This window comes from Aliiroseovarius sp. D2-2 (assembly GCF_055809455.1).
Genome location: NZ_CM147913.1, coordinates 2,978,115 through 2,994,632, shown reverse-complemented (window position 1 = coordinate 2,994,632; position 16,518 = coordinate 2,978,115). Strand labels below are relative to the sequence as shown.

Sequence of the window (16,518 nt, the reverse complement as noted above, 5' to 3'; positions counted from 1 at the left end):
AACATGACGAAAGAGCATCAGATCCAAACAGAAACCATTCGCCTTTGGGACCCGTTGCTTCGGGTCTTTCATTGGGCGCTGGCCTTTTGTGTGATTGCCACGTTTCTTTTGGGCAAGTTCGGACCCGACGTGATGACGCTGCATTTCTATCTGGGCTACACGATCATTGGGCTTTTGATGTTTCGGATTATCTGGGGTTTTGTCGGGACCCGCTCTGCACGGTTCAGCCATTTCCTGTTTGGTCCCAAGAAGACACTGGCCTATGTCGCCACGATGCCCAAGCGCCGCCCCAGTTTCTGGCCGGGTCACAACCCAGTTGGCGCGCTTTCAGTTTTCGCTCTGATCGGAGTACTTGCGCTTCAGGCGGGCACTGGGCTCTTCATTGACGCCGATGACTTCATTAACACCGGACCTTTGGCTGATATGATTAGCTATGAAAACGCGCGCGAGGCGGCCAAGCTGCACTACAAGCTTTCGTTTATCGTACTTGGTCTTGTCCTTGTGCATCTGGGGGCCATTCTGTTTTACCGGTTTTGGAAGGGCGAAAACCTTGTGAAACCGATGATCACCGGGATGAAAGAGGTGGCAAAAGACCACGCGGATACGTGACGGGGCGCTTGACAATAAAGGCGCTTGGCCTCAGTCAGGCGCCATGATGACACCCCTTTTGCAAGTTGCCTTGGGCGGCGCGCTTGGCGCCTCGGCCCGTTACCTGACCGGTACAACCGTAACCCGCCTGATGGGTCACGGCTTTCCAGCCGGGACCATGGTGGTAAATGTGCTTGGGTCGTTTCTAATGGGGGCATTGGTTGTCCTTCTGGCCAAGAAAGGTGGGCACGCGGCAGCGCCTTTCCTGATGACCGGAGTGCTGGGTGGTTTCACGACCTTCTCGGCCTTCTCTTTGGATGCGGTGACGCTGTTTGAACGCGGGCAGACCACCGCCGCGATCGGCTATATCCTTGGGTCCGTTCTGATCTCGATTGTCGCATTATTGGCGGGTCTTTGGTTGACCCGAATGGTATTGGCATGAGCGTTCAAGTAATCACCATCGGCCCGGATGAGGCCGAGCAGCGTCTGGATCGTTGGGTCAAGCGCATGTTCCCGCATGCAGGGCAGGGCCGGATCGAAAAGGGCTGTCGCAAAGGCGAGTTTCGTGTGAACGGCGAGAAGGTGAAGTCCTCGACCCGTGTGGGGCCGGGGGACGAGGTGCGCATACCGCCCCTTCCAACCACCAAAGACGAACGCTCGGAACCTAAAGCCAAGGCACGTGTGTCAGATGCGGATGCAAAACTGATCCAGTCTTGCGTGATTTATCGCGATGATCACGTGATTGCGCTGAACAAACCTGCGGGTCTGCCGACGCAGGGCGGCTCGAAACAGACCCGCCATGTGGATGGGTTGGCCGAAGCGTTGAAATTTGACCGCGATGAAAAACCCCGCCTTGTGCACCGCTTGGACAAAGATACATCGGGCGTTTTGCTTTTGGCGCGTACGCAAGCTGCCGCGTCTGGGCTGACTGCCGCGATGCGTCATCGGGAAACGCGAAAAATCTACTGGGCTGTGGTTGCAGGTGTCCCCACCCCCTATCTGGGCGAGATCCGATATGGCTTGTTCAAAGCCGGAGGCGGTGGCCGTGGTGCGGGCGAAAAGATGATCTGCGTGCATCCGCGCGCGATGAACGAATACCCCGATGCCAAACGCGCGCACACGCTTTATGCCACGCTTTACCGTGTGGCGAGCCGCGCGGCGTGGGTCGCAATGGAGCCGATTACCGGGCGCACCCACCAGCTGCGCGCCCATATGGCCGAGATCGGTCACCCGATTATCGGTGACGGCAAATATGGTGGGTCTTCTCAGGACAATATGGGCGATGGCTGGGGCGCCATGATTGGCGGAGAGGTTTCGCGCAAGCTGCACCTGCACGCACGTTCGATGACGTTTGAGCATCCAATCACCAAAAAGCCCGTGACAGTGACCGCTGAACTGCCGCCCCATATGGCGGACACGTTCGAGACCTTTGGCTGGACGCCAGATTTGGCCGCCGATGACCCGTTCGAGGCGCTTTGAATGACCACCCTGAAACTTGCTGTTTTCGACGTAGATGGCACACTTATCGACAGTCAGGATTTCATCGTTGAAGCAATGAACCGCGCTTTTGGTGAAATGGGAGTGGCAATACCCACGCGGGCCGAAGTGCTTTCGATTGTCGGGCTGTCCTTGCACGACGCCATAGCGCGTCTGGTGCCTTCGATGTCTGAACCGGATGTGGCCGAAGCTACGCAGCAGTATAAGAATATGTTCATTCAGCTGCGCGCCGAAAAAGGGGGCGAAGCCGCCGCACCTATGTACCCCGGTGCGCGTGCCGCCCTTGAGGCGCTTTATCCGCGTGACGAAGTGCTTTTGGGCGTGGCCACAGGCAAGGCGCGGCGTGGGTTGGAACATGCCTATGACGCCCATGACTTGCGCAAGTTTTTCGTGACCCACCAGACGGCAGATGATCACCCGTCAAAACCGCACCCATCGATGCTGCAACGTGCGCTGGCTGAAACCGGAGGCGAGGCCGCACACGCCGTGATGATTGGCGACACAACATTTGACATGGACATGGGCAAAGCCGCCGGGTTCCGCACCATAGGTGTGACCTGGGGTTATCACCCGCGTGAGGCGTTGATTGGTGCTGGGGCGGATATTTTGATTGATGCGTTTGCGGATCTGCCTGCAGCGCTGGACGAACTTTGGGGGACGGCATGAGCGGTTGGGCAGCAAAGCGGTTTTGGAAAGAAACCTCGGTCGTTGAGGCCGACGGTGGCTATCAGGTACTGCTAGATGGTCGCGCTGTGAAGACCCCGGCGAAGTCGCCTTTGGTTGTGCCAACCAAAGTTTTGGCCGATGCCATGGCATCCGAATGGGACGCACAGGACGAGGCGATTGATCCCAATACTATGCCAATCACGCGCATGGCAAATTCGGCAATCGACAAAGTCACCGTGCAGCATGCAGCAGTCGCAGACATGCTTGCGGCTTACGGGGACAGTGATCTGTTGTGTTACCGGGCTACGGACCCGCGCGAGCTTGTTACGCGCCAGGCCGAGAAATGGAATCCGATTCTTGACTGGGCGGTCGATTCTCTCGGAGTACGGCTGAAACCCGTTTCGGGTGTTATGCACGAAGCACAGGATGCGCATTCTTTTCGGAAAATGTCGGATTTGGTTCACAGCCTTTCACCTTTCCAACTGACAGCTTTTCATGACCTAGTTTCGATTTCCGGCTCTCTTGTTTTGGCTTTTGCTGTAACGCATCGACATTTGGATGCAGGTGCAGCATGGGAATTGTCGCGGCTTGACGAGCTTTGGCAGGAGGAATTGTGGGGAAAAGACGAAGAAGCACAGGAAATGGTAGAAAAGAAGAGCAATGATTTCGCACTGGCAGCATGGTTCTATGATGCCGTTCAGCGTGAAACTTAATTGTACCAAACCACTAACGGTCGCTAATTATCTTACTTTCCCCTAGGTTAAGTATCGCAATTCACAATGTTGCCCTTGACGAATTCTGATCAATCCAGTCAAAATCCGGGGCAGTTGAAGGGGAAAACCCTTTCCACATCACTCACTGCGACCGTATCGGTCGCTAAAAAAGCCCTAAAATGGGTAAAATCAGGAAGAGGTAAAAATGAAGAAATCCGCTTTTCTCGGCGCACTAACTGTTGCCAGCATCGCCGCTGGCGCTGCTGTTGCTCAGGACGTGTCGACCGTTGATCAGATCAAAGAGCGCGGCAAACTGAACTGTGGCGTGACCACAGGTCTTGTTGGCTTCGCTGCTCCGGATGCAAACGGAACCTGGAATGGTTTTGACGTTGGCGTCTGCCGTGCTGTTGCTGCTGCCGTACTGGGCGATGCAAACGCAGTCGAGTTTGTTCCGACCACCGGTAAGACCCGCTTCACCGCTCTTGCTTCGGGCGAGATCGATATGCTTGCTCGTAACACAACTTGGACCTTCTCGCGCGATGTCGACCTGAAGTTCGAATTTGTTGGCGTCAACTACTATGACGGTCAGGGCTTCATGGTTTCCAAGGACTACTGGGCGCAAGCTCGGCCAAGGAACTGGACGGCGCAACCGTTTGTATCCAAACCGGCACCACCACCGAGCTGAACTTGGCCGACTTCTTTCGCGCCAACGACATGAGCTACGAACCGGTTCCGATCGAAACCAACGCAGAAGCTCAGCAGCAGTATCTTGCTGGTGCATGTGACGTGTACACCACCGACGCTTCGGGTCTGGCTGCCACACGCGCAACCTTCGAAGATCCGGCTGGCCACGTTCTGCTGCCCGAGATCATCTCGAAAGAGCCTCTGGGCCCGCTGGTCCGTCACGGCGACAACAACTGGGGCGACGTAGTTCGTTGGACCCTGAACGCTCTGGTTTCGGCTGAAGAGCTGGGCGTAACCTCGGCAAACGTCGGTGAACTGGGCGCGTCGGCTGGCGACAACCCAGAAATCAACCGTCTGCTGGGCACCGAAGGCAACCTGGGCGAAATGCTGGGTCTGGACGCCGATTGGGGCAAGCGCGCCATTATGGCGGGCGGCAACTACGGCGAACTGTTTGCTAAGAACATCGGTGAAGAAACACCGATCGCTCTGGCACGTGGCCTGAACGCTCAATGGACCGACGGCGGCCTGCTGTACTCGCCGCCCTTCCGTTAAGACACTCATGAAAAGGGCGTGGTTTGACCACGCCCTTTTTCTTTCCATCTGAACGCACCTTGGCACCGCGGCCCAAGCCGCCATCTTATAACAAGCCAAGGGCAACGGGGATGTACCACATGACATCTATGACCGACCCTCATCAGGGCCAGTTCCGGCTATCCATGCTGTTGTATGACAGCCGGTATCGCTCGATGACCATCCAGATCGTCGCCTTGATTGGCTTCTTGATCTTGGTCTTCTGGCTTATTTCGAACACCGCTCAAAACCTTGCAGAATTGGGTAAAGAACCCAGCTTCGGGTTCATGAGCGAACCTGCAGGCTATGACATCAACCAACGCCTGCTGGAATATAACTCTCAGGATTCGCACTTGCGCGCTTCCTTGATGGGGCTTCTTAATACACTGCTTGTGGCCGTAATGGGCTGTGTCGCGGCAACGTTCATCGGGGTTATCGTGGGTGTACTTCGCCTGTCGCCGAACTGGATCGTTTCCCGCCTGTCCGCAGTTTATGTCGAGATGTTCCGCAACGTGCCTGTCCTTTTGTGGATTGTGTTTATTATGGCGGTCTTGATCGAGACCTTGCCAGCACCGAGCGCATTCAGAAAAGGCGAGGCGTCGATGGCGCTTTGGGATTCCGTCGCGATTACCAATCGTGGTGTCTATATTCCCGAGCCGCTCTTCTCAAACAGCTTGGGCGACATCCATTTGCTTGGCCAGTCCAGCCTGCGCTTTGACGTAAGCCTGGACCTGCTGGCGATTGCTGCGGTCTTCTTTGCAGGTATCCTGACCTCGATGCTGATCAAGCGTCGCGCAGATGCGATCCAGGAAAACACCGGTGAACGTCCTAAAACGTGGTACTGGCGTTTGGGCGTGGTTGTGATCCCGACGGTGATTGTGTTGACCATTCTTGGCCTACACTGGGGCTATCCCGAACTGAAGGGCTTCAACTTCAAAGGTGGCACATACATGCGCAACTCGTTGATTGCGTTGTGGCTGGCTCTGTCGTTGTATACCGGCGCCTTTATCGCCGAGATTGTCCGCGCGGGCATCATGGCGGTTTCCAAAGGTCAAAGTGAAGCAGCAGGTGCGCTGGGCATGCGTCCGAACCGGACCATGAGCCTTGTCATTCTGCCGCAAGCGCTGCGGGTTATCATCCCGCCGTTGATCTCGAACTACCTTAACCTCACCAAGAACAGCTCTCTGGCAATTGCCGTGGGCTATATGGACATCACGGGGACGTTGGGGGGCATCACAATGAACCAGACCGGGCGCGAGCTTGAGACAGTACTGTTGCTGATGGCCGTCTATCTGGCGATTTCACTTACCATTTCGGGAGTGATGAACTGGTACAACGAATCTGTGAAGCTGAAGGAGCGCTGATATGTCTGATATGTCTTACGTCCGCTCTGAAATGCTGCCTGAACGTACACCGCCCGCTTCGTCGGTCGGGTTCGTCGGGTGGGTGCGGCAAAACCTGTTCAACGGGATCGGAAACTCGATCCTTACCATCGTCTCACTAGTGCTGATTGCTATGGTCGCCATGGCCATCTTGCCTTGGGTATTCTCACCGACTTGGAATGGTACTTCTCAAAATGAGTGCCGTGAAATCATCGGTGCGGGTCACCATGCAGCGTGTTGGGGCGTGATCAATGACCGTTGGGAGCAGCTGTTGTTCGGCTTCTATCCAAACGGCACAAGTGGCGGTATCGCCGATCAACGCTGGCGTCCAATCGTGGCTTTCGCCTTGTTGTTTGTGGCGGTTACCCCCGTCCTGTTCAGCATGATTTCGCGCCGCATGAACTGGGTGCTGCTGCTGGCCGTTCTGGGTCTGACAGGTCTGTACCTTGGTGGTGCCATTGGCATGATCCTTGGTCTGGCCCTTCTGGCCGGTGCCGCTTTCGTTGGCTTTAAAGCACTGTCGGCTGACAAGACTGCACGGGCTGCTCAGATCGAAGCGGGGGCAAAACGCCTTCCCAATCCGCTGCTCTTCTCGGCGATCTTCCCGTTCATTGCCCCTTGGCTGTTGTGGGGGGAATCCATCTGGGTGCCCGTCGGCGCAGCACTTGGCTTTGTGGTCGGTTACTTTGCTTACAGCATCCTGTCGAAGATGGTCGGAAGCCTTGCTGGGATCATCCTTGCTGTCGTGGCTGCGATAGTCTGGTGGATGGTCCTAATGGGTGGGTTCTCCAACCTGATGGACGCCATTCTGCCAGTTGGTCTAGAGCCGGTCGAAAGCCGCAAGTTCGGTGGCTTCATGTTGTCGATCACCATCGGCGTGGTGGCGATTGCTTGTTCGCTGCCGATTGGCATCGTTCTGGCGCTGGGCCGTCAATCCGACCTGATGATCGTCAAAGCGCTTTGCGTGGGCTTTATCGAGTTCATTCGCGGTGTGCCGCTGATCACGCTTCTGTTCGTGGCATCTACGCTTCTGAACATCTTCATGCCGCCGGGCACAAACTTTGACATCATCCTTCGGGTGCTGATCATGGTGACGCTCTTCGCTTCAGCCTATATGGCCGAAGTGATCCGTGGTGGTCTGGCTGCCCTTCCAAAGGGTCAGTATGAAGCCGCAGATGCGCTGGGACTGGACTATTGGAAAGCCCAACGTCTGATCATCATGCCACAGGCCCTGAAGATCTCGATCCCGGGCATCGTATCGACGTTTATTGGCGTGTTCAAAGACACGGTTCTGGTGTCGATCATCGGCCTTCTGGACCCGCTGGGTCTTTCAAATGCCATCCGTGCAGACCAAGCATGGAACGGACTTGTGTGGGAGCTTTACGGCTTCATCGCACTGCTGTTCTTCGTCGTCTGTTTCTCGATGTCGCGCTATTCGATGTATCTCGAACGCCGGCTTCGTACGGACCACAGTTAAAGGAGAGACTAAATGTCTTCGATTACTCTCGATCACCATGCTGATCGCAGCAAGATGGCCGTCTCGGACGAGGTGGCAATTGAAATCAGCAACATGAACAAGTGGTATGGTTCGTTCCACGTGTTGCGCGATATTGATCTGACCGTCTATCAAGGCGAGCGGATCGTTATCGCGGGGCCGTCGGGCTCGGGTAAATCCACCTTGATCCGTTGTATCAACCGTCTGGAAGAACACCAGGAAGGTCAGATCATCGTAGACGGGACCGAGCTTACCTCGGACCTGAAAAACGTCGACAAGGTGCGTTCGGAAGTGGGGATGGTGTTTCAACACTTTAACCTCTTCCCTCACCTGACCATTCTGGAAAACTGCACGCTGGCCCCCATCTGGGTGCGCAAAGAGCCCCGTAAAGAGGCTGAAGCGCGCGCGATGCACTTCCTTGAGAAGGTGAAGATCCCGGAACAGGCCCATAAATATCCGGGCATGCTTTCGGGTGGTCAGCAGCAGCGTGTGGCGATCGCCCGCTCGCTTTGCATGATGCCGCGCATCATGTTGTTTGACGAACCCACCTCGGCGCTTGACCCTGAGATGATCAAGGAAGTGTTGGAAACCATGGTGGAACTTGCTGAAGAAGGCATGACCATGATTTGCGTAACCCACGAAATGGGCTTCGCGAAAGAGGTCGCCAACCGCGTGATCTTCATGGATGCCGGCCAGATTGTGGAACAGAACGAACCGGAAGAGTTCTTCAACAACCCGCAATCGGAACGCACCAAGCTGTTCCTCAGCCAGATCCTCTGATCCGTTCTGAAAAACTAATGAAAGCCCCGCCATTTTGGTGGGGCTTTTTCGTTGTGGGGGTGTTAGAAGGCAGCCAACACGGTCACCTTAATCACGGAATGACATCATGACTGCCAACAAACGTATCGTACTTTCAAGCGACCACGCCGCCATTGATCTGCGCAAGATGATTGCGGATCACATCACGGCTAAGGGGTACGAGGCGGTTGATATTGGCCCCATGACCCCGGAAAGCACGCATTACCCAGCCCATGGCGAAGCTGCGGCCCGTAAAGTGGCGTCTGGCGACTGTGCGCTGGGCATCATTCTGTGTGGCACAGGGCAGGGCATCATGATGTCCGCCAATCGCGTGGATGGTGTGCGCTGCGGAGTTTGCTCTGAAGCGTTTTCCGCTCGTATGATCCGCGAACACAACAACGCTAACGTGCTGTCCATCGGCGCGCGTGTTGTTGGGCAGGATCTGGCCCTTCACATCGTGGACGCCTTCCTAGACGCCGAATTTGAAGGTGGACGCCATGCGACCCGTGTGGACATGATGGAAGCCATCGAAGGCTGACCTAATCAAAGGGCGGGCGCCCATGACGACAGAACCATTTTTTGATGTGCGTAAATCCGTGTCCAAACGCAATTTGGAACGGATGCTCATCATCCCCATCGTTGCTGCCGTATTCATAGCGCTTGGTCTTTGGCTTGTGCCGGACGGTTTTGTCTGGTCCCTTTCGGTTGACGCAATCGAAACCTGGAACGGCTGGGGGTTCCTTGGCCTCTTCTTGATTGCGACTGGGATCTACAATCTTGTGAAACTACTTCTGTTTGCTCGGCGTGCATCAGGCACGTCCGGCGAATGGCACTTTCGTTTGACGCAGGACGATCTGTTTTGGAAGGTGCCAGATCATGCGCATGGGCCGGAAGAAGGCTTTCATGTGCGCCTTTCAGAAATCCGATTGCTCGAATACCGGACGATTTCGAATTACGACGAGTTGGACCAAAAGGAATACTGGGTGCATTTCCATGATCGCCCATCGATTCAGCTGCGGGATTACACAGGGTATTCGATCCCGTCCCTGATGGAGAAAATCCATCAGGCAGGCGTTGCCTTTGAACAGGTGACAGTGGACGGGTGACCCGAGGGCGCGCTCAAATCAGCTCGCGCGGGACCACAAATTCGACGACACGGCCTTTGCCCCAATCGACATCGGCCCAGCTGTCGACGTCGAATTCGATGACCGACGTTGCGGCCGTCGGGTAGTGATGGAATTTGGGATGGGGGTACGGTTCGGCCGCCAACCTTCGCGCCATATACGCAGAGCCCGGATTGTGCGCGACCATCATCACCCGCGACGTAGATGCCTTTTTCAGAACCGCCAACATGTCCTCGGGGTCAGCCAGATAAAGCTCGGGCAGGTAAGACACCTTGGGTGATCCAACCAGTTTGTCCGACAGCAATGCCCATGTCTCGCGGGTGCGCGCTGCGTCTGAGCACAGAACCTCGTCCGGGGTGTCGCCATGATCCGCCAGCCAACGCCCAATGGCCTTGGCTGATGCCCGACCGCGTTTGTTTAACGGACGGGAATGGTCATCAAGGTCCGTGTCGCTCCAACTGGATTTCGCGTGGCGTGTCAGGATTAGGGTCAGGGTCATGTCGGGTTGAATGCTTTCATGTGAAATGCGGATTGAGAAGGCAACCTGCCATAAGACAGGCCCGCAGGACAAGTGCGACGGACCGCGCAGCCCTGCGTCATGCAATTGGCAAGATCTTCGCCGTTCAGATGTTCTTTGCACTTAGGCACATCATACCCGTCAGGGCCGAGAGCCGAAACCGGGCAGGCCCTAAGACATGGCGCATCGCAGTCTATGCAGGGGTTTTCGCCGGTAGAGGGCAGAGGACGCAAACCTGGCACGCGCACAGCCCCCCGATAGCTGATCCAAAGCCCTGCCGTGTCATGCACCAACATTCCCACTGGGCTGTTCCAAGCCCGCCCAGACGCACGTGCCCATGCCTGAAACGGAGGATGGGGTGGCCCGTCGGATGGGAATATGGCCGCGCCGCCCCAACTATCGGCTAGCTCACCGACCACGCGCTTTGACCACTGGTCCAGCTGGTCAGGTGCTCCGTCCTGATACTCATCACTTTCAGAGAAAACCCGCCAAAAACCCGGCTCATGTGGTCCAAGCAAGTAGATCGTGTCACCGCCCTCGTGAAGTACACCCAGCACTTCCAGCTGCAGATTCTCCGCAGCGGGCTCAAAGGTCATTTCCGTCGAAAAGGAAGCATCAGGCTCCAGCCCAACTTCATCGGTTTCTCGTCCTGCCATTCCAGTCCTATCACCATGTCGCCATGCCCGTCGCTTGGTTGGTCTGTGTAGGTTCCAAACCATCGGTCCCAAACAGATAGGCAGAAGCCATAATTGCTGTCGGTCTCACTTCGGTAGACCGAATGATGAACACGATGCATGTCAGGTGTAACAAGTACAAGTCTTAGCGCGCGGTCGAGCGGTAGTGGCAAGCGCCAGTTGGCATGGTTGAACATAGCCGATCCGTTCAACACCACTTCGAACAAGACCACAGCCATCGCAGGCGCACCTAACAAATAGACCAACCCGATCTTGATAAGCATCGAGGCTGCAATCTCGATCGGGTGGAACCTTAACGCGGTCGAGACATCAATATCCCGGTCCGCATGGTGAACGCGATGTAGGCGCCATAAGGCTGGAACTTTGTGGAACACAAGGTGCTGGGCCCAAATTGCAAAATCAAGGATCAGGAAAGACAACAGTACCGTCAGCCATAAAGGTAGGTCGAATTGGTTAAACAGCCCCCAACCTTCGCGCGTGGCGTCCATTGCTGCCCCCACCGCCAAAAGCGGCAAAAGAAGGCTCAGCAGACGCAGCGTGATGCTGTCGATCACCACAAGCGCCAGGTTGGTGAACCAGCGTCCAGAACGGGGCTGCACACGCGCACGCCGTGGGGCAATAGCTTCGGCCATCGCGAAAACGATGAAGAGCACCAGAAAGCTGCCCAATCGGATCAAAACTTCATATTCCATGCGGGGAATTTATGGGTTCCCGTCGGATCTGCAAGACACGAAATCGCGAGGCTTAGGCGCGGATCAACGACCCGGCACCGTGATCGGTGTAAAGCTCCAACAAACAGGCATTTGGGGCACGCCCGTCAAGGATGACCACTGCACGCACACCGCCTTCGATGGCAGCCAGCGCGGTCTCAGTCTTTGGAATCATTCCGCCAGCAATCACGCCCGAGGCGGTCATGTCGCGGATTTGGGTCGAGGTTAGCTCGGTCAATACCTCGCCATCGGCCCCTTTCACACCTTCAACATCGGTCAGAAGAAGCAGGCGATCAGCCTTCAGGGCGGCTGCAATTGCGCCAGCCATCGTGTCGCCGTTGATGTTGAAGGTTTCACCATTTCGGCCTGCCCCCAGCGGGGCAATCACCGGGATGGCTTCTGCGTTTGCAAGGTCATGCAACACCGACACGTCCACATCCGAAGGCGTGCCGACAAAACCCAAGTCAGGGTTCGTCTGTTCGCAGGTCACAAGTCCCGCATCCTTGCCGGATAGGCCAACGGCTTTGCCACCCTCGGCATTGATTGCCTGAACGATCCGCTTGTTCACACGGCCAGATAGGACCATCTCGACCACTTCGACCGTGGCTTCGTCGGTGACACGTTTGCCGTTCACGAACTCGCTCTTGATCTGAAGCTTGTCCAACATCGCGTTGATCATCGGCCCGCCGCCATGGACGACGACCGGCTTCACACCGACTTGTCGCATCAAGACAATATCACGTGCAAAACTGGCCATATCTTCGTCGCTGCCCATGGCGTTGCCGCCAAACTTGATGACAACGGTCGCGCCGGTATAGCGCTGAAGATAAGGCAGAGCCTGAGATAGAGTGCGGGCTGTGGCGATCCAATCGCGGTTCATATTCTGGGTCTTCATTTGCTGGTCCTCGTTCCCATCCTGTTACGCGCTTGCGCCACGCCTGCCAAGAGGCATTGCAGTACGCGCTGGCCCTGCTAGGGTGCGCGGGCAAGCAGAAGTCAGCCCTTTTCCCACATAACCTTACGAGGCTCTGATGAGTGACGACCGTAAAACCCTGCTTCTTACCGGCGCAAGCCGCGGCATTGGCCACGCGACCGTGCGCAAATTCAATCGCGAAGGCTGGCGCGTGATCACCTGTTCCCGTCACCCGTTTCCCGATGAATGCCCTTGGGGCGGCGGTGAAGACAATCACGTGCAATTGGACCTCTCAGACCCTGCGGACACGATCAACGCGGTCGGCATCATTCAGGAACGTCTGAACGGGCGCTTGGATGCGCTTGTGAACAACGCCGGGGTTTCTCCTAAAGGGGCAGGTGGGTCGCGACTGAATACGCTGAACACGGACCTCATGGACTGGGGCAAGGTCTTTCACGTTAACTTCTTTGCATCCGTGGTTCTGGCCCGCGGTTTGCGCGAGGAACTGGCGGCAGCCAAAGGTGCAGTGGTCAACGTGACGTCGATCGCCGGGTCGCGCGTTCACCCGTTTGCAGGTGCAGCTTACGCAACCTCGAAGGCAGCACTTGCTGCGTTAACGCGTGAAATGGCGCACGATTTCGGCCCGATGGGCGTGCGTGTGAATGCCATCGCCCCGGGCGAGGTCGAGACCGCCATCCTATCCCCCGGCACCGAAGAGATTGTTGAGAAATTGCCGCTAAAACGCCTTGGCCAACCCGAGGAGGTCGCCTCGGCCATCTATTTCCTCTGCTCGGATGAAAGCTCGTATATCTCGGGCGCTGAAATTGAAGTGAACGGCGCGCAGCACGTGTGAGTGTAACGCTGAGGGTCGCCCCGCGGGTCGACCAATCCCAGTTAGTCTAGGCCAGCGATGATCGCACGCAACGTCTCAATCCCGTCGCCTTTTTCGGACGAAGTCATCACCAATTCCGGATAGGCGGCTGGGTGTTTAGACAGTGCTTTACGCACCTGATCCATCACCTTCGCGCGGTCCTTATCCTTCACCTTGTCGGTTTTGGTCATAACCACCTGAAATGTCACAGCAGACTTGTCTAGAAGGCTCATGATTTCCTCATCGACCTTCTTCACGCCATGACGACTGTCGACCAAAACAAACGCGCGGCGCAGGTTTTGGCGACCCGACAAATAGTTCTTAAGCAGGCGCTGCCACTTCTCGACCACGGCCACTGGGGCATTGGCATAACCATAGCCTGGAAGATCGACCAGATAGGGGCCGCCGGTTGTGGTGAAAAAGTTAATTTCTTGCGTGCGGCCCGGTGTGTTCGACGCACGGGCCAGCTTGACGCGACCAGTTAAGGCATTGATCAGGCTGGATTTGCCGACATTCGATCGCCCGGCAAAGCAGACCTCGATCCGGTCAGGGGCGGGCAGCCCATCCATTGCGACAACACCTTTTAGAAAGTCTGTTGCCCCGGCAAATAGAAGGCGGCCTTTTTCTTTAGACGCTTGATCCGGCTCTTCGGCCAGTGGGAAAGGAAGCATGGTCATTCGATCACCTCAACGGGCTCGTCCCGGACGACAATACCGGGTTTCGTCACGACAGCATACACGCCGCAATCCTGATGGCCCCAGTTCTGGTTTAGCACGCCCAAAGTGTCTGCGTCCCGTTCACCTGTTCGGGTGCTGGCGGTTGTTGCCATACACCGGGTGACGTGTTCGCGGATTTCGAACTCGGCTTCGCCGATACGCAGCCGTTTTCCGATCCAGTCGCGTTCTTCCCAAGGCTCAAATCCATCAAGCAGAAAGTTCCCACGCCAACGCAGCGGAGAGAATCTCTTGCCCGAGCTCCTGTTGCACCTCGCGGTGCGAGGCGAGGTTGATGAAGGATACGCTTTCGAATTCGGTGTCCGTCATTCCACGGCCTACAGAAACCAGCTGCTCTGGCTGTGCACGGTTTTCAGGTGACAAGGGGGCAACCCAATCAAGAAACTTTTCCTGATCGACGGGTTGGTCAGGATTGATTGTGATGCCGGGCTGCGCCGGGTGGGTCAGGGTGACGGTATTCGTCCCCTCATCAACCGTCGCCGAAATTGCCATTAGCTTAGGCGCTTTGGAACCTCGCGAGAAATTCGTGCAGGGTACCCAGCTTTGGCCGTCTTCCAGTTTGGCCGCTTCATGTGCGACTGCCCATTTACGATCGAACGGCAGGCAGCGCCCTTCGCTTAGTTGAACGCGAAGAAGTTCCTCGCGACCGTGCGACTTGATTGGGTGCCGCCAGATGCCGGCGACAACCCCACTCATTTCGAGTCTTCCGGTTTTTTCTTAAAGCTTTTTTAGCACGTTGCCCAGCACATCCGGTTTATGCCCGTGGGTGCGCATGATTGTGTATTGCTGGATAAAGGTGATCGTGTTGTTCGCGATCCAGTAGACAACCAGACCCGATGCGAACCCGCCCAGCATGAACATGAAGACCCATGGCATCCAGGCAAAGATCATCGCCTGTGTTGCATCAGTGGGTGCCGGGTTCAGCTTCTGCTGCAACCACATCGAGATACCCAGAAGGATCGGCAGCACACCAAGCGAGATGATGGCCAAGAAGCTTTCCGGGCTGGGTGTTGCGTAGGGAAGCAAGCCAAAGAGGTTCAGGATCGAGCTGGGATCTGGTGCTGAAAGGTCATTGATCCAGCCAATCCACGGTGCGTGGCGCAATTCGAGCGTGACGAAAATCACCTTATAGAGCGAGAAGAAGATTGGGATCTGCAACAGGATCGGCAAACAGCCAGAGGCCGGGTTAACCTTCTCGCGCTTATACAGCTCCATCATCTCTTGCTGGACTTTCTGGCGGTCGTCGCCAGCGCGTTCCTTGATCTTCTCCATCTCAGGCTGAAGTTCTTTCATTTTCGCCATCGAGACATAGGATTTGTAGGCCAGCGGGAAGAGGACCGCTTTGATCACGAGGGTCAGACCGATGATCGCCCAACCCATGTTGCCGATCAGCGCGTTCAGCCAGTGTAGAACTGCAAAGATCGGCTTTGTCAGGAAAAAGAACCAACCCCAATCGATCGAATCGATGAACTTGTCGATGCCATCCTCTTTTTGATAGGCGCGGATGGTTTCCCATTCTTTCGCACCTGCAAAAAGGTGTGTCGTGGCGGTGGCGGTTGCTCCGGGTGCAACATCTTGTGCACGCAGGCGGAACTGAACCTGATAAATGTCAGCTTTGTCAGCATAGCGCACAACCGAGGTGAAGGGCTCGCCGGGTTCAGGGATCAGCGTTGTCATCCAATAGTGGTCTGTGAAGCCAAGCCAGCCGTTTTCTTCGACTTGCTGCACATCCGCCATTGCACCTTCGCGGTCGTCATAGCTCAGTTCCGCGATATCCGAATAATCGCTTTCTTCAAGCTCACCATCCACTTCGCGGATCAGGCCTTCATGCAAGATGAAAAACCCTTTTTGGTCTTTCGGTTCGCCATGACGCGCGATCACGCCGTAAGGGGCCATGCGTTGCGTGGCTTCGCTGGTGTTCTCGACGGTCTGTTCGATTGAGAACATGAAGTTCTCATCAACCGATACAGCGCGCCGGAAGATCAAACCCGATGGGCTGTCCCACCGCAGGGTGACCGGAGTTGCCGGAGTAAGGGTACTGCCGTTTTCGACGTTCCAGACTGTTGTCGGGCCGGGCACGTCTTCCAGCGCGGTCTGCCCGCCGGGTGTCCAGCCGTATAGGGAATAATACGCATCCTCTTCGCCCGCGGGGCGAAGAAGCGTGACGATGTCGCTCTCTTTCGATAGTTCGACGTGGTATTCTTTCAGCTTCAGATCGTCGATACGCCCACCCAAAAGCGAGATCGAGCCAGCAAGCTCGGGCGTGTCGATATCAATGCGACCGGCCTGCGCCTGTTGCGTTGCGATATCTGCAGGGGCCGCTTCCGTTGCGGCCGCTGCTGCAGGGGCCGCAGTGTTGTCGACGGTTTGCGCTGCCTGCGCTTCCGGATCGGCTGAAACGGCAGGCGTAGGGGGCGGAAACATGATCAGCCAACCAGTGATGACAATAAAGCTCAGAACCATTGCTAGGATAAGGTTCTTATTCTGGTCGTCCATCGGGTCCACCACTCATAGATTTCGGTCAGAGTGGTTCAACAGGGCAGGGGCCAAAAGGTCAAGCA

At 56.2% G+C, this 16,518-nt stretch carries 18 protein-coding genes and 2 pseudogenes; 12 read left to right on the top strand and 8 right to left on the bottom strand.

Going from position 1 to position 16,518, the window contains the following annotated elements; all coding sequences use genetic code 11:
- Positions 1–3 precede the first annotated feature (3 nt).
- The 11 genes and pseudogenes from AC0L6A_RS14745 (at position 4) to AC0L6A_RS14695 (ending at position 9,499) form a co-directional block, all read left to right on the top strand.
- On the top strand, positions 4–609 hold the full coding sequence (locus AC0L6A_RS14745; protein ID WP_473291075.1) for a cytochrome b/b6 domain-containing protein: 606 nt from the start codon (positions 4–6) through the stop codon (positions 607–609).
- Between the two features lie 43 nt (positions 610–652).
- Positions 653–1,030 carry a fluoride efflux transporter CrcB gene (gene crcB / locus AC0L6A_RS14740; protein WP_473291073.1) on the top strand — a complete coding sequence of 126 codons (378 nt, stop codon included), beginning with the start codon at positions 653–655 and terminating at the stop codon, positions 1,028–1,030.
- Positions 1,027–2,067: an RluA family pseudouridine synthase gene (locus tag AC0L6A_RS14735; protein ID WP_473291072.1), complete on the top strand. Its 1,041-nt coding sequence runs from the start codon at positions 1,027–1,029 to the stop codon at positions 2,065–2,067. The genes crcB and AC0L6A_RS14735 overlap by 4 nt, the downstream gene beginning before the upstream one ends.
- Positions 2,068–2,751: an HAD-IA family hydrolase gene (locus tag AC0L6A_RS14730; protein WP_473291070.1), complete on the top strand. Its 684-nt coding sequence runs from the start codon at positions 2,068–2,070 to the stop codon at positions 2,749–2,751.
- Entirely contained in the window at positions 2,748–3,464 is a 717-nt protein-coding gene (locus AC0L6A_RS14725) for an ATP12 family chaperone protein (RefSeq protein WP_473291069.1), read from the top strand. The genes AC0L6A_RS14730 and AC0L6A_RS14725 overlap by 4 nt, the downstream gene beginning before the upstream one ends.
- A 205-nt stretch (positions 3,465–3,669) precedes the next feature.
- Positions 3,670–4,700 (top strand): annotated as a pseudogene (locus AC0L6A_RS14720) (amino acid ABC transporter substrate-binding protein).
- Between the two features lie 119 nt (positions 4,701–4,819).
- Positions 4,820–6,082: an amino acid ABC transporter permease gene (locus AC0L6A_RS14715; protein WP_473291067.1), complete on the top strand. Its 1,263-nt coding sequence runs from the start codon at positions 4,820–4,822 to the stop codon at positions 6,080–6,082.
- A 1-nt stretch (position 6,083) separates the two neighbouring features.
- A complete protein-coding gene (locus AC0L6A_RS14710) occupies positions 6,084–7,577 on the top strand; it encodes an amino acid ABC transporter permease (protein ID WP_473291066.1) in 1,494 nt (497 codons plus the stop codon).
- A gap of 12 nt (positions 7,578–7,589) precedes the next feature.
- The gene (locus AC0L6A_RS14705) at positions 7,590–8,375 is read left to right on the top strand and encodes an amino acid ABC transporter ATP-binding protein (protein WP_473291064.1); all 786 of its coding nucleotides are present in this window, start codon (positions 7,590–7,592) and stop codon (positions 8,373–8,375) included.
- 106 nt (positions 8,376–8,481) lie between these two features.
- Positions 8,482–8,931: a ribose 5-phosphate isomerase B gene (gene rpiB / locus AC0L6A_RS14700; RefSeq protein WP_473291063.1), complete on the top strand. Its 450-nt coding sequence runs from the start codon at positions 8,482–8,484 to the stop codon at positions 8,929–8,931.
- Positions 8,932–8,953: 22 nt separating this feature from the next.
- A complete protein-coding gene (locus AC0L6A_RS14695; RefSeq protein ID WP_473291061.1) occupies positions 8,954–9,499 on the top strand; it encodes a hypothetical protein in 546 nt (181 codons plus the stop codon).
- Positions 9,500–9,512: 13 nt separating this feature from the next.
- Here AC0L6A_RS14695 and AC0L6A_RS14690 read toward each other — a convergent pair whose 3' ends face one another.
- Genes AC0L6A_RS14690 through argB form a run of 4 tightly spaced genes read right to left on the bottom strand, consistent with a single transcriptional unit; the run spans position 9,513 to position 12,334 of the window.
- Entirely contained in the window at positions 9,513–10,016 is a 504-nt protein-coding gene (locus AC0L6A_RS14690) for a SixA phosphatase family protein (RefSeq protein ID WP_473291059.1), read from the bottom strand.
- On the bottom strand, positions 10,013–10,630 hold the full coding sequence (locus AC0L6A_RS14685) for a ferredoxin (protein ID WP_473291058.1): 618 nt from the start codon (positions 10,628–10,630) through the stop codon (positions 10,013–10,015). The genes AC0L6A_RS14690 and AC0L6A_RS14685 overlap by 4 nt, the downstream gene beginning before the upstream one ends.
- Positions 10,627–11,421 (bottom strand): sterol desaturase family protein, encoded by a 795-nt coding sequence (locus AC0L6A_RS14680; RefSeq protein WP_473291057.1) that lies wholly within the window; start codon positions 11,419–11,421, stop codon positions 10,627–10,629. The genes AC0L6A_RS14685 and AC0L6A_RS14680 overlap by 4 nt, the downstream gene beginning before the upstream one ends.
- A gap of 52 nt (positions 11,422–11,473) precedes the next feature.
- Entirely contained in the window at positions 11,474–12,334 is an 861-nt protein-coding gene (gene argB, locus AC0L6A_RS14675) for an acetylglutamate kinase (RefSeq protein WP_473291055.1), read from the bottom strand.
- Between the two features lie 136 nt (positions 12,335–12,470).
- On the opposite strand from argB, the gene AC0L6A_RS14670 reads away from it, so the two are divergent.
- Positions 12,471–13,205, top strand: coding sequence for an SDR family NAD(P)-dependent oxidoreductase (locus AC0L6A_RS14670; protein WP_473291054.1), 735 nt, complete (start codon positions 12,471–12,473; stop codon positions 13,203–13,205).
- A 41-nt stretch (positions 13,206–13,246) separates the two neighbouring features.
- Here AC0L6A_RS14670 and yihA read toward each other — a convergent pair whose 3' ends face one another.
- The 4 genes and pseudogenes from yihA to yidC all read right to left on the bottom strand — a co-directional run bounded on the left by yihA (position 13,247) and on the right by yidC (position 16,453).
- Positions 13,247–13,900 carry a ribosome biogenesis GTP-binding protein YihA/YsxC gene (yihA, locus tag AC0L6A_RS14665; RefSeq protein WP_473291053.1) on the bottom strand — a complete coding sequence of 218 codons (654 nt, stop codon included), beginning with the start codon at positions 13,898–13,900 and terminating at the stop codon, positions 13,247–13,249.
- On the bottom strand, positions 13,897–14,154 hold the full coding sequence (locus tag AC0L6A_RS14660; protein ID WP_473293514.1) for an MOSC domain-containing protein: 258 nt from the start codon (positions 14,152–14,154) through the stop codon (positions 13,897–13,899). Before AC0L6A_RS14660 ends, yihA begins: the two co-directional genes overlap by 4 nt.
- Positions 14,147–14,653 (bottom strand): MOSC N-terminal beta barrel domain-containing protein, encoded by a 507-nt coding sequence (locus AC0L6A_RS14655; RefSeq protein ID WP_473291052.1) that lies wholly within the window; start codon positions 14,651–14,653, stop codon positions 14,147–14,149. Before AC0L6A_RS14655 ends, AC0L6A_RS14660 begins: the two co-directional genes overlap by 8 nt.
- A pseudogene (gene yidC, locus AC0L6A_RS14650) lies at positions 14,650–16,453 on the bottom strand (membrane protein insertase YidC). The gene AC0L6A_RS14655 and the pseudogene yidC overlap by 4 nt, the downstream one beginning before the upstream one ends.
- Positions 16,454–16,518 lie beyond the last annotated feature (65 nt).

What these genes read in the sequence shown, in the direction of transcription:
- AC0L6A_RS14745 (WP_473291075.1), top strand. Translation starts at nt 4, where the DNA reads ATGACGAAAGAGCATCAGATCCAAACAGAAACCATTCGCCTTTGGGAC.
- crcB (WP_473291073.1), top strand. Translation starts at nt 653, where the DNA reads ATGATGACACCCCTTTTGCAAGTTGCCTTGGGCGGCGCGCTTGGCGCC.
- AC0L6A_RS14735 (WP_473291072.1), top strand. Translation starts at nt 1,027, where the DNA reads ATGAGCGTTCAAGTAATCACCATCGGCCCGGATGAGGCCGAGCAGCGT.
- AC0L6A_RS14730 (WP_473291070.1), top strand. Translation starts at nt 2,068, where the DNA reads ATGACCACCCTGAAACTTGCTGTTTTCGACGTAGATGGCACACTTATC.
- AC0L6A_RS14725 (WP_473291069.1), top strand. Translation starts at nt 2,748, where the DNA reads ATGAGCGGTTGGGCAGCAAAGCGGTTTTGGAAAGAAACCTCGGTCGTT.
- AC0L6A_RS14715 (WP_473291067.1), top strand. Translation starts at nt 4,820, where the DNA reads ATGACATCTATGACCGACCCTCATCAGGGCCAGTTCCGGCTATCCATG.
- AC0L6A_RS14710 (WP_473291066.1), top strand. Translation starts at nt 6,084, where the DNA reads ATGTCTGATATGTCTTACGTCCGCTCTGAAATGCTGCCTGAACGTACA.
- AC0L6A_RS14705 (WP_473291064.1), top strand. Translation starts at nt 7,590, where the DNA reads ATGTCTTCGATTACTCTCGATCACCATGCTGATCGCAGCAAGATGGCC.
- rpiB (WP_473291063.1), top strand. Translation starts at nt 8,482, where the DNA reads ATGACTGCCAACAAACGTATCGTACTTTCAAGCGACCACGCCGCCATT.
- AC0L6A_RS14695 (WP_473291061.1), top strand. Translation starts at nt 8,954, where the DNA reads ATGACGACAGAACCATTTTTTGATGTGCGTAAATCCGTGTCCAAACGC.
- AC0L6A_RS14690 (WP_473291059.1), bottom strand. Translation starts at nt 10,016, where the DNA reads ATGACCCTGACCCTAATCCTGACACGCCACGCGAAATCCAGTTGGAGC.
- AC0L6A_RS14685 (WP_473291058.1), bottom strand. Translation starts at nt 10,630, where the DNA reads ATGACCTTTGAGCCCGCTGCGGAGAATCTGCAGCTGGAAGTGCTGGGT.
- AC0L6A_RS14680 (WP_473291057.1), bottom strand. Translation starts at nt 11,421, where the DNA reads ATGGAATATGAAGTTTTGATCCGATTGGGCAGCTTTCTGGTGCTCTTC.
- argB (WP_473291055.1), bottom strand. Translation starts at nt 12,334, where the DNA reads ATGAAGACCCAGAATATGAACCGCGATTGGATCGCCACAGCCCGCACT.
- AC0L6A_RS14670 (WP_473291054.1), top strand. Translation starts at nt 12,471, where the DNA reads ATGAGTGACGACCGTAAAACCCTGCTTCTTACCGGCGCAAGCCGCGGC.
- yihA (WP_473291053.1), bottom strand. Translation starts at nt 13,900, where the DNA reads ATGACCATGCTTCCTTTCCCACTGGCCGAAGAGCCGGATCAAGCGTCT.
- AC0L6A_RS14655 (WP_473291052.1), bottom strand. Translation starts at nt 14,653, where the DNA reads ATGAGTGGGGTTGTCGCCGGCATCTGGCGGCACCCAATCAAGTCGCAC.